The organism is Pedobacter ghigonis (assembly GCF_903166585.1).
GTDB lineage: Bacteria > Bacteroidota > Bacteroidia > Sphingobacteriales > Sphingobacteriaceae > Pedobacter > Pedobacter ghigonis.
The window spans coordinates 93077-105503 of sequence record NZ_CAESCM010000010.1 but is presented as its reverse complement, the minus strand read 5'-3'; the positions used below and the strand labels follow the sequence as shown (position 1 = coordinate 105503).

Below are 12427 nucleotides of genomic sequence, written 5' to 3'. Positions count from 1 at the left end.
TATACAAAAAAAACCTTTTCGAAGTGCTTCGAAAAGGTTTTTTTTGTATAGACTTCCGACTCCGGACTAACTTTTAAATTCACTTGTTTTATGGAAATCGATATCAGGGTAATCCTGTTTCGTTAAATTAATCATGTACTCACTATCAGCCAGGTAAACCGGGTTGGCCTCTTTATCAAAACCGATGTGTTGTTGCTTGCGTTTTACAAACTCATCCAGTTTCTTCTTATCTTCTGAAGTTACCCAGCTCGAACGTGTATAACTTAGCGTGCGGAAACGACATTTGGCACCATACTCGTGCTCTAAACGGAAATTAATTACTTCAAACTGAAGTTCACCCACCGCACCGATTACTTTGCGGTTTCCGGGCTGCATTACAAATAACTGCGCCACACCCTCGTCGGTTAACTGTTCAATTCCTTTTTCCAATTGCTTGGTACGCATTGGGTCCATGTTTTCTACCTCTTTAAAAATAGAAGGCGAGAAACTTGGAATTCCTTTAAACTGTAGTTTTTCACCTTCGGTTAGCGTATCACCAATTTTGAAGTTACCACTATCGTACAAACCAACCACATCACCTGGCCAGGCTTCTTCAACAATACTTTTCTCGTTGGCCATGAAATCCATCGGGTTGGAAAATTTCAGCTTTTTATCCTGGCGGGTATGGTAATAAAATTTGTTGCGTTCAAATTTGCCAGAACAGATCCTTAAAAAGGCAATCCTGTCGCGGTGTTTAGGGTCTAAGTTGGCGTGGATTTTAAATACAAAACCACTAAAATTTTTCTCTTCCACCAACACATCGCGCTCTTCGGCCTCGCGGTGTTTCGGGCTTGGTGCAATTTCGATAAAAGTATCCAACAGTTCTTTAATACCAAAGTTATTAATGGCACTACCAAAAAACACCGGAGCCAGTAATCCTTCTGTATATAAATCTTTATCAACCTTGCCATAAATTCCGTCAACCAACTCTACATCGTCTTTTAAAGATTTGATTTCTGTATCTTTCAGGTAATCCAGAAGTGAAGCATCGTTTAAATCGTTTGCGGCAACTACCGAGTCGGTAACCTTGGTTTTATCAGAATTGAATAAATTTAAGTGCTTGTTATAAATGCTGTAAACGCCTTTAAAAGTATGCCCTTGACCAATTGGCCACGAAAGCGGGCATAAACTGATGTTTAGTTTTTCTTCAATCTCATCCAGTAAATCGTAAGCTTCCTTACCTTCTCTATCCATTTTGTTGATGAAGATAATTACCGGAGTATTCCGCATGCGGCAAACCGACATGAGTTTTTCGGTTTGTTCCTCCACACCCTTTACACAGTCGACCACTAAAATTACGCTATCTACTGCCGATAGTGTACGGTAAGTATCTTCAGCGAAATCTTTGTGACCAGGTGTATCCAGAATATTAATGCGTTTACCGCTATATTCGAAACCCATTACCGAGGTAGCAACAGAAATACCACGCTGCTTTTCAATCTCCATAAAATCGGAGGTATTGCTTTGGTTGGCCTTATTTCTTTTTACCGCACCAGCCGTGTTGATGGCACCACCAAATAGCAGAAATTTTTCTGTAAGGGTAGTTTTACCCGCATCGGGGTGACTAATAATGGCAAAGGTTTTACGTTTTTCTATTTCAGGGTTAAGCATAATAAAAAGGAAATTATAAGATAGGTGGAAGCGTTAAAGAAATCTTGCTAAAAGAAGAATTTTAGATTTTTGCTCCATGAGGCTGCAAAGATACGAAAAACTAGCTAATTGTACTATCGCCCAGGGTTTAAACCCTGGGCGATTTTGAGAGCTGTTTAATAAAAACAAAATAATCCTGAAATTCTATAAATCATACTTATTTTTGTGCTAAAATGTTTAGCTTTATTTATCCTCCCTGTTTAGCAAACTAAAATTTTATTGCCGATGCCTACATTAGAAGAAACTTCTATGCCCGCTGAAATTGCGGCTAAATTTGTGAATTACACCTCAAAGCATGTTTTCTTAACAGGGAAAGCAGGAACAGGTAAAACTACTTTTTTGCGGAAATTAATTCAGCTTACGCATAAAAAAGCGATGATTTGCGCACCTACAGGTATTGCGGCCATTAATGCCGCTGGTGTTACCATTCATTCGCTTTTTCAGCTGCCTTTTGGTGCTTTTTTCCCCGATGCTGCTGGGAGTGTTATCAATCAGAACATCACCTTTAACTTTAATACGCCACGTACTATGGTTAAGCATTTAAATATGCAGGGAAATAAAAGGCGGATGATTCAGGAACTCGAGCTGTTGGTGATTGATGAGGTGAGTATGTTGCGGGCCGATATGCTGGATGCAATTGATTTTTCGTTACGCTATATCCGTAGGAATAAAAATGTGCCTTTTGGTGGTGTACAGTTGTTATTTATTGGCGATTTGCACCAGTTGCCGCCTGTAGTTAAAAACGATGAATGGCGGGTAATGGCCGGCTTTTATAAGAGTATTTATTTTTTTGATGCACTGGCGCTGCAAAATAACCCTCCGGTGTATATTGAACTGGATAAGATTTACCGCCAGGATGATTCGGTTTTTATCGATCTGCTGAATAACCTGCGCAACAATCAGATTACCGCACAGGATACGGCTTTATTACAGCAACATTTTATCCGTGATTTTAAACCTGCTGCAACGGAGAATTACATTACCTTAACCACACACAACAATAAAGCCGATGCCATAAACCGTGATCGCTTAACACAGCTGACGAGCAAATCATACTTCTTTGATGCGAAGGTTAGCGGTGAGTTTAATGAACATGCTTATCCGAATGATAAAAGCCTGGAGCTTAAAGTTGGTGCACAGATTATGTTTATTAAAAATGATATGACTGCCGAGAAACGCTATTACAATGGTAAAATAGGGGTTGTGCACCATATCGAAAAAGGTGTGGTAGAAATAGAACTACCAGAGGATAAAACGGTGATCCAGATTTCGCCTTACACCTGGGAGAATGTAAAATACAAACTTAACGAGGCCACTAACGAAATTGAGGAAAATGTGGCGGGTTCTTTTGTTCAATATCCAATAAAACTAGCCTGGGCTATTACGGTGCATAAAAGTCAGGGTTTAACATTTGATAAAGCGATTATTGATATCGGCGATGCATTTGCCCCCGGACAAGCTTATGTTGCCCTTTCGCGTCTGCGTTCGCTCAAAGGATTGGTGTTAACGTCGCATTTACGAGATAGTGGTTTACAGCAAGATCAAAACATCCATTATTTTTCTAAAACCAAGCAACCTGCAGAGGTGCTTGATCAGCAGATTAGTGCCGAGAGTTACGATTTTATCAGAACTTATTTATTATCGGCTTTCGATCTGAATATGGTGCGCTATTATTTTAAAGAGCACATGCAAACTTTTGATAAGAGTGAAGCCAAATCGACCAAGCAGCGCTACGATGACTGGACGATGGATTTATATAAGGATTTCCAGAAAATTACGGTAACAGCCGATACATTTATTAACCAGCTTAAAAACCTTTTTGCCCAGCAAACCGAGCACACTTTATTTAATGTGTCGAAAAGGGTTCAGGCTGCGGTAAAGTATTTTAGTCCTTTAATTAAAGAGGTGTCAGATAAATTTTTAATCCAGATTGAAGCCATAAAGGAAGAAAAACAGATTAAAACTTATTTAACCGAATTGCTTGAACTGGAAATTGTGATTTACGAACAATTGAAAAAAATCCACAAAAGTAAAGCCCTGCTTGAAGCCATTATTGATGGAAAAGAATTCAGCAAGGCTGATACCGATGCCCTTTTAAATACAGTTGAAAGAGAGGCGCAGTTAAAAAAGGCAATTACGCTTAAAGGAACGGCACTAAAAGTGAGAACTGCTGCTGAGAAGAAAAAGAAAGAGCCTAAACCCGACACTAAATTATTAAGCTTTGAATTGTACAATGAAGGCAAAACCTTAGCTGAAATTGCGAAGGAACGGGGCTTATCGCTGGGCACCGTAGAGGGGCATTTGGCTTACTATGTTTCTACCCAGCAACTGGATGTAGCAAAGCTGGTGAAACCCAATAAAATCAGAAATATTACCGATGCAGTTGAAAGTCAGAAAACGAAATCGATGGCTACTATCAGGGAGTTTCTCGGTAAGGATTATTCTTTCGGCGAGATAAAAATGGTGCTGGCATCGTTGTTTCCAACTGAGGAATAGTGGATGTTGTAACCATATGAGTGATTTAAGAAGATAGGATGAATAAAGCGGTTTTAAAAACATGTTTTTGCATTAAATATTATTGAATTAAATTTAAATGCTCTTACTTGCCTTATATGGTTAAATATTTTAATAAGTCTTATCTTAGCATTTGTGGAGAAAGTTAACGTTTTAGCGCAATACATGCCTGCCGAGGCAGCACCGCTAATTGCCAAGTGGATTGATTATTTTCAGTGCGAATTTAAGATCTCCAAAACCCGGTCTACCAAACTGGGCGATTACCGCCATCCTTTCCGTGATAAAGGCCACCGCATTTCGGTTAATTTTAACCTAAACCACTATGCTTTCCTGGTAACCACCGTACATGAGTTTGCCCACCTGTTAACCTGGAATGACTTTAAGAATAAGGTAAAGCCACATGGTACCGAATGGAAGAAAAACTTCCAGCGCATGATGGTTCCCTTTTTTGACATGAACATTTTTCCGGATGATATCCATAAAGCGATAGATAATTACATGTCGAACCCTGCAGCTTCGAGCTGTTCTGATTTACATTTATCACGTGCATTAAAAAAATACGATGCTGATACAACAGATATCTTGCATGTAGAGCAATTACCTGCTAATGCAAATTTCAAAATTAAAGATGGGCGTCGTTTCACCAAAGGTGAGCGTATCAGAAAACGTTACCGCTGTGTGTGTTTAGATGATAAACGCGTTTACCTGTTTAATCCGCTTGCTGAGGTGTTTTTGTTAGATTAACGTATTTTATCGTCTTGCTGAACTTGTTCAGCATCTCTTTCTTAGGCTTGAAATAAGTTTATTGTTTAGCTTTTCTTTTGCAGATCGCGTTAAACCAACCTAAACTCATCCCCATCAAATAAACCTTTATCGCTTAGTTTCAGGTGTGGTATAACCAAAAGGGCCATAAAAGAAAGCGTCATAAAAGGAGCAAGGAGGGGTGAGCCCAAATCTTTAGCATATTGATCGATAGCGGTGTAACAAGTGGCAACCTCGTAGCCATTATGGTTGCTCATTAAACCAGCAACTGGTAGGGGCAGCACCTCTTCTTTTCCATTACCTAGAGCTACAACGCCACCGGTTTCCTTAATTACCAGATTTACCGCCTCACATATACTTTTATCATCAACACCCACGGCAATAATATTATGGCTGTCGTGCGCAACGCTTGATGCAATTGCACCCTGTTTTAATCCAAAATTTTTGACAAAGGAAATGGCAATGGGCGCATCGTGATAGCGGTTAACCACTACCATTTTCAAAATATCGTTGGCTAAATCACTCCCTATGTTCCCGTTTTCTACCTTTGGCGTAGCCAGTAATTTATTGGTAATCAACTGACCGTCTAAAGCCTCTATAACCGGAATTTGGGGCTGATTTTTGTATGGTAGAACAAAATCTTCTTCCTTTTTTGGACTGCACTCAAAATGATTAATCGATTCTTTGCTCGCAACATGGTTGATCCAATTACCCACCATTTTGCCATTTTCGGCAAGTAAAGAACCATTTATATAGGTTTGTTTAACCTTAAAGTTAATTAGATCTTCTATCACAATAAAATCGGCATTATCATTTACCTGTAAAGCACCAACATCCAGTTTATAATGCAATATCGGGTTAATACAGGCTGCACGAAGCACTTTAAAAACATCAATGCCTTTAGCTACTGCCCTCGCACAAATTTCGTTGATGTGGTTGTCGACTAAACTATCCGGGTGCTTATCATCGCTGCAAAACATCATCATTTCCGGCCAATCGTGAAGCAAATGGATTAACGCCTCGAAGTTTTTAGCGGCACTGCCTTCGCGAATCAAAATTTTCATACCACGCTGTAGTTTATCCAGTGCTTCTTCGGCGGTAAAACATTCGTGGTCGGTAGAAATACCTGCATCGATATATTTTTGGGCTGCATCGCCACGCAAACCTGGTGCATGTCCGTCAACGGGTTTACCCAACTGGTGGGCGGCTGCAATCTTTTTTAAAACTTCCTCATCTCTGTATAAAACCCCCGGAAAATTCATCATCTCGCTGAGGTATTTAATCTCCGGGCGTTCTAAAAGTGCTTTAACATCATCGTGGTTTAGCTCGGCCCCAGCCGTTTCGAAAGTGGTGGCAGGAACACAACTCGGCGCACCGAAATTGAATTTAAAAGGCACGGTATTCCCGTTTTGGATCATAAACTCTACGCCTTCCATACCGCATACATTGGCAATTTCGTGCGGATCGCTAATCGTAGCTACGGTACCATGTACAACAGCCAGTCGGGCAAATTCGCTTGGGATTAACATGCTGCTTTCGATGTGCACATGGCTATCGATAAAGCCCGGCGTGATAAACGGACTGCCTGGTCGTTCTTCCGAAAATTTGGTAATCGATTTTATCTTTCCAGCTTCAACCCCTATTTCGCCAAAAAAAATATTTCGCTTGGTGATATTAACTATGTTTCCGCTGACTTTGAAAGTGCTCATTTGTTTTTGATGTTTAATTGGTTAATTGTATCAACCGGCTAACTGTTTAGATAAACCTACAATTAACCAATTTAAACAGTTTGTACGATTAACCCTCTTTAATATTTTAATAATTTATCAATCGTTTCGGCTAATCTGGCTTTAGCTAAAAAATCATCTTCGAGCACCTTATTCATTGGAATGGCCGTGTCTAAACTTGCACAACGCATTACAGGTGCATCGAGGTGGTTAAATAGATGTTCTCCAATCCAGGCCGAAATTTCAGCACCGAAACCATTGGTTAGTGTGTCTTCGTGTAAAATCAATACCCTTCCAGTAACTTTTACAGCCTCTTTAACAGTTGCCTGGTCCCAGGGCTGAAGTGTACGCAAATCAACCAGCGTTGCTTCTAACTCAGGATGATCATTTAAATATGCTAAAGCCCAATGCACACCCAGGCCATAGGTGATAATGGAGAACTGCTTACCGGTTTTTAAGGTTACTGCCTTGCCAATTTCGTTGGTGTAGTAGCCATCGGGTACCGGAGTGGTTAAATTTCTGTACAGGTATTTATGTTCAAAATAGATAACAGGATTAGGGTCGGCAATTGCTGCCAAAAGCAAACCCTTCGCATCTTCAGGAAATGCAGGATAAACAATTTTTAATCCCGGTGTTTTGGTAAACCAGGCTTCATTGCTTTGAGAATGGAAAGGACCGGCTCCTGTTCCTGCGCCGGTAGGCATACGTACCACAACATCGGCTTTTTCTCCCCAGCGGTAATGCGTTTTCGCCAAATTATTCACAATCTGATTAAAACCAACGCTTACAAAATCGGCAAACTGCATTTCTACAACAGCTTTATAGCCATTAATGGATAGACCTAAACCTGCTCCAACAATGGCCGATTCGCAAATAGGGGTGTTGCGAACCCTGCCTTTACCATATTTGGCAGTAAAACCATCCGTAATTTTAAAAGCCCCACCATATTCGGCAATATCCTGCCCCATTAAAACCAGGTTGGGATATTTTTCCATAGCCAGGTCGAGCGCATCGCTAATGGCATCTAAATATCTTTTTTCGGTCGAAGAATGGCCCGGTTGAACGATTTCCTGTTCGAAAGGGAAATACATGTCTTGTTCCTCCTGAAAAGCATTAGCAATAGGTTCGGGCTCATTAAAAGCTTCTTCAACTTCTAATTCAATATTCTTTTTTATTTCAATTTTGATATCTACAACCGAAGAGGATGTTAATACGCCCTGCTCAATTAAATAAGCCTCATAATTGCTGAGTGGATCTTTCTTTTCCCATTCATCAAATAACTCCTGCGGAACATATTTGGTGCCTGATGCTTCTTCGTGGCCACGCATCCTGAAGGTCATGCATTCTACCAAAACAGGTCTTGGATCTTTTCTAATCTCCATAGCCAGCTGATTAATAGTATCGTACACTTCAAGGATGTTATTTCCGTCAATTTGCCGGCCTTCAATGCCGTAACCAATGGCTTTATCAACCAGGTTTTTACACCTAAACTGTTCTGATTTTGGGGTAGAAAGGCCATAGCCATTATTCTCAATCAAAAAGATAACAGGAAGGCCCCAAACAGCTGCAACATTAACAGCTTCGTGGAAATCGCCTTCACTGGTTGCACCCTCGCCGGTATAAACTAAAGTGGCATGCTGTTTATTCGCCAGCAGGTCGGCCAATGCAATGCCATCAGCCAGGGCCATTTGTGGACCTAAATGGGAAATCATCCCTACAATTTTATAGTCTTGTGTACCGAAATGAAAGGAGCGGTCGCGGCCTTTGGTAAAGCCTGTTAACTTGCCCTGCCATTGGGCCATTAACTTTTTTAAAGGAATATTACGGGAAGTAAAAACCCCTAAATTGCGGTGCATGGGCAAAATGTATTCTTCGCTTTGCATGGCTAAGGTACTGCCAACCGCAATGGCTTCCTGGCCAATACCCGAAAACCATTTACCTATGCGTCCCTGACGCAATAATTTGAGCATTTTATCCTCCACCATCCGGGGATAAAGGAGCTTTTTGTATAAATTCAATAAGAATTCGTCGTCTTTATCTCTTCGGTTAAAATGCATATTTGGTTGTTTTGGCTAATGGTTTCTGACTAGGATTCCCGGTTCTTTTTCATCTCCTCAAACTGTTTTGCAAACGATTTATCGGCAACTTTTGGCATTTCGCGGTATTTGCCCCAACTCTTTTTAAAGAAGGTTTTGAGCATAAAATTTTTAAACTTTCCACCAAAGAAATCCATCCACTTGCGTTTTTGCATCATCCTGTTGAACATGCTCCAACCCATTTCTTCTTTTTTGCCGTTTTCGTGACCAGCCGCTGCATCTCTTCGGTTTAACAACAGCATCTTATGGATATCGATTTTTACCGGACAAACCTCCGAGCATTTTCCGCAGAGACTGGAAGCATAGCTTAAATGCTTAAACTCCTCCATGCCTTTTAAATGTGGGGTAATAACCGAACCAATTGGTCCGCTATAGGTGGTATTGTAAGTGTGCCCACCAATATTTTTATACACCGGGCAGGCATTTAAGCATGCCCCGCAACGGATGCAGTATAAGCCTTGCCGCTGATCTTTTTGTGCCAGTAAATTGGTACGGCCGTTATCCAACAGGATGACATACATTTCTTCGGGGCCATCCGTTTCATTTGGCTGACGGGGACCGCTCAGAATGCTGTTGTAAACCGTTAAATTTTGACCGGTTCCGTGCGAAGCCAATAAAGGCCAGAACAAATCCAGATCGGCCATAGAAGGGATTACCTTTTCGATACCTACAATGGCAATGTGGATTTTAGGAAATGTGGTACTTAAACGCGCATTACCTTCGTTTTCGGTGATGGCAATACTTCCGGTATCGGCAATCAGGAAATTCCCCCCGCTGATACCAATATCGGCATTTAAATATTTTTCTCTGAGCAGCTCCCTGGCTTTTTGCACCAGTTGTGGTGGCGTAGCATCAATAGGGGTGCCAAATTTATCGTGGAATAATTGCGCAATATCGGTTGCGCTTAAGTGCATGGCCGGGGTAACAATGTGGTAAGGTGCCTGTCCCAATAACTGAACGATATACTCGCCCAGATCACTTTCCAGCGATTCGATATTGTTTTGCTCCAGAAAGTCGTTCAGGTGGATTTCCTCCGTCGTCATCGATTTGGATTTGATGACGGTTTTGCCATTGTTTCTTTTAATGATATTGAGGATTTCCTGCTGGGCTTCTGCTGCATCATTTGCCCATATCACTTTACCTCCGCGGCGTTGGAAATTCGATTCGAACTCAGGTAGGAACTTATCGAGGTTTTCCATTACCCGCCATTTGACAACGTGTGCCTTTTTTTTAGATGCCTCGAGGTTTTCGAACTTTGACAAGCCGCGCTCAACTGCTGCATTGTATTTACCAATATTGTAATTTATGGTTTTACGATGCGGTAAATCGAAAGCTTTCTCATCAGACTTCTCTAAAAATTCCTCGGCAGTTTTCATCAATGGCAATTTTATTATAGGGGTAACGAAGAATAACTACTTTTAGTTTTTAGCTACTCCGTTAAAAACCAAAGATATGAATTTATGCAGGCACCAAAAGTAATGTGCACAAAAAAAGCCCCAACATTTCGTTGAGGCTTAGTATTTTGAATTATTATTTCTTCGGATTGCCTTTTCCATCCATATCTACTACCGGACGTTTAGCTCTGTTAGCCAGTTCCCATGCAGTATAATAGGTTAATTTGGCTCTTTTTGCAAGGAGCGGGAAGTTAATTTTACTTACTTCATCGCCTGGTTTGTGGTAATCCTGTTGTAACATTCCATCATAATAGAAAATAATCGGAATACCTAATTTAGCAAAGTTGTAGTGGTCTGAACGGTAATAAATTTGCTCAGGGTCTTTCGGATCATCGTATTTGTAATCCAGTTTCATTTTGGTATAAGTAGCATTTACCTGCTCGCTTAGATTAGCCAAATCGCTGCTTAACATTCTCGAACCTACTGAGTAAATGTAATTGGCAGAATCTGGTTTGCCCAGATACTCTTCGCCTGTACGGCCAATCATATCGGTATTTAAATCGGCAATGGTGTTGGCAACCGGGAAAACAGGGTGCTCAGAGTACCATTCAGAACCCCAAAGACCTTTTTCCTCCCCAACCACTGTCATAAACAAAATGCTGCGTTTAGGACCTTTGCCCGCTTTTTTGGCATCGGTAAAAGCTTTTGCCATCAATAAAACACCAGTAGTGCCCGATCCATCGTCATCAGCACCGTTGTTTACTTTATCTTTCGCATTTGGATCAGTTTCTAAACCAATGTGATCGTAGTGACCTGTTAAGATCAAAACTTCTTTTTTTAGTACCGGATCAGAACCTTCTAAGTAACCCAAAACATTTTCGCACCTAACTGATGCTTCGTTTTTGGCTGCACTTGCAGAAAAAGGAACGTTTAATACCTGTGAAGCAGGTGCCTGGCTTTCTACTATTTTTTTCTGTAAATCAGCGGCCGTTGTATTCGCACCTTTTAACAAATCGTTTGCAACTGCTGTTGAAATCGAAATGCGCGGGATATCATTTTGTTTTTGAGCCTCGATCGCTGCATTGGTTTTCACCATTACCCTGCCTTTGTTTTGGGCTTGCTTGGTATTCTCGGTAATCCTGTCTACCATAGGATCAATCAGAATGATGGCCTTTACGTTGTTCTCTGCAAAATATTTCGCACGTGTTTCAAGCATGGCACGGTAAGCTGCCCTGTCAATTCTGGTACCTGGCTTTACAGTTGGATCACCGGCACTGAACATCATTACCACTTTTCCTTTAATGTCGGTTCCGTTAAAGTCGTTGTAGTTATCTTTCTTAATTCCGTAACCGATAAATACAATCTGATCGGTAGAGAAAGTGAAACCGTTATCGCTGATTAAGCTTGGTGAAACGATGTAATCTTTCTGATATTCTTTCGGCTGACCATTAACGGTTACATGGCTTTCTTTTAATGTAACGTTTACCAGATTAATTTTCTGGAAATAGCTGCCATCAACAGGGCCTTTTAAGCCGATAGATTTAAAATAATCGCGGATATAATCTGCAGCCATCCAGGCACCTTTGGTTCCTGTTTCGCGACCTTCATACTCATCAGATGCCAAAACAGACAGGTGTTTATAGGCATTATCCGGGTTAATGGCCTTGCTAAATTTAATCGCGTCTTTATTGGCCGGGAGCGGTTTAATCTGGCCAAAGCAACTTGCCGTAACAAGCGTAGCCAAACCAATGGTTAAAAACTTTTTGTTCATTATGATAATAGTTAGTTGAGTTTCTTGTTAGCACGAAATTTTTTCGACCCGGTTTTGGTGGCGACCGCCTTCAAATGCCGTAGTTAAAAAGGTTTCGGTAATTTTTTTTGCTTCATCTTCTGAAACAAAACGGGCCGGGATACAAAGTACATTAGCGTTATTGTGCTGACGTACCAAAGATGCCACTTCGTTTTCCCAGCATAGGCCTGCCCTAATGCCCTGATGTTTATTTGCTGTTATCGCCACACCATTGGCCGAACCGCAAAGTAAAATACCGTAGGTAAATTCCCCGCTTTCAACAGCCGAAGCAACAGGATGTGCAAAATCAGGATAATCAACTGAATCTGCGGCATAAGGGCCAAAATCTTTTACATCGTAATCCTGTAAAAAATCTTTTAATATTTCTTTGTATTCGAATCCGGCATGATCCGCTCCAATAGCAATTTTAATTTTTGTATCAGACATTGTCAAATT

8 protein-coding genes are annotated in these 12427 nt (G+C 40.9%); 2 read left to right on the top strand and 6 right to left on the bottom strand.

What is annotated here, in order from left to right; genetic code table 11:
• Nucleotides 1-66 precede the first annotated feature (66 nt).
• Complete coding sequence (locus HWV58_RS15245) at nt 67-1650, bottom strand: peptide chain release factor 3 (protein ID WP_175634921.1); 1584 nt, start codon at nt 1648-1650, stop codon at nt 67-69.
• 264 nt (nt 1651-1914) lie between these two features.
• On the opposite strand from HWV58_RS15245, the gene HWV58_RS15240 reads away from it, so the two are divergent.
• Nucleotides 1915-4185 (top strand): helix-turn-helix domain-containing protein, encoded by a 2271-nt coding sequence (locus HWV58_RS15240; protein WP_175634920.1) that lies wholly within the window; start codon nt 1915-1917, stop codon nt 4183-4185.
• A 153-nt stretch (nt 4186-4338) separates the two neighbouring features.
• Nucleotides 4339-4947 carry a SprT-like domain-containing protein gene (locus HWV58_RS15235; protein WP_175634919.1) on the top strand — a complete coding sequence of 203 codons (609 nt, stop codon included), beginning with the start codon at nt 4339-4341 and terminating at the stop codon, nt 4945-4947.
• 89 nt (nt 4948-5036) lie between these two features.
• Here the strand turns inward: HWV58_RS15235 and ade are convergent, their stop codons facing one another.
• The 5 genes from ade to rpiB form a co-directional block, all read right to left on the bottom strand.
• Nucleotides 5037-6674, bottom strand: a complete 1638-nt coding sequence (gene ade / locus HWV58_RS15230) for an adenine deaminase (protein WP_175634918.1) — start codon at nt 6672-6674, stop codon at nt 5037-5039.
• A gap of 98 nt (nt 6675-6772) precedes the next feature.
• Nucleotides 6773-8749: an alpha-ketoacid dehydrogenase subunit alpha/beta gene (locus HWV58_RS15225; RefSeq protein ID WP_175634917.1), complete on the bottom strand. Its 1977-nt coding sequence runs from the start codon at nt 8747-8749 to the stop codon at nt 6773-6775.
• 29 nt (nt 8750-8778) lie between these two features.
• Nucleotides 8779-10167, bottom strand: coding sequence for a LutB/LldF family L-lactate oxidation iron-sulfur protein (locus HWV58_RS15220; protein WP_175634916.1), 1389 nt, complete (start codon nt 10165-10167; stop codon nt 8779-8781).
• A gap of 151 nt (nt 10168-10318) precedes the next feature.
• Nucleotides 10319-11953 (bottom strand): M28 family peptidase, encoded by a 1635-nt coding sequence (locus tag HWV58_RS15215; protein ID WP_175634915.1) that lies wholly within the window; start codon nt 11951-11953, stop codon nt 10319-10321.
• 27 nt (nt 11954-11980) lie between these two features.
• Nucleotides 11981-12418, bottom strand: coding sequence for a ribose 5-phosphate isomerase B (gene rpiB / locus HWV58_RS15210; protein WP_175634914.1), 438 nt, complete (start codon nt 12416-12418; stop codon nt 11981-11983).
• Nucleotides 12419-12427: the final 9 nt, after the last annotated feature.

Bases quoted from the DNA above. Each gene is read 5' to 3' on its own strand.
- HWV58_RS15245 (WP_175634921.1), bottom strand. From the start codon at position 1,650: ATGCTTAACCCTGAAATAGAAAAACGTAAAACCTTTGCCATTATTAGT.
- HWV58_RS15240 (WP_175634920.1), top strand. From the start codon at position 1,915: ATGCCTACATTAGAAGAAACTTCTATGCCCGCTGAAATTGCGGCTAAA.
- ade (WP_175634918.1), bottom strand. From the start codon at position 6,674: ATGAGCACTTTCAAAGTCAGCGGAAACATAGTTAATATCACCAAGCGA.
- HWV58_RS15225 (WP_175634917.1), bottom strand. From the start codon at position 8,749: ATGCATTTTAACCGAAGAGATAAAGACGACGAATTCTTATTGAATTTA.
- HWV58_RS15215 (WP_175634915.1), bottom strand. From the start codon at position 11,953: ATGAACAAAAAGTTTTTAACCATTGGTTTGGCTACGCTTGTTACGGCA.
- rpiB (WP_175634914.1), bottom strand. From the start codon at position 12,418: ATGTCTGATACAAAAATTAAAATTGCTATTGGAGCGGATCATGCCGGA.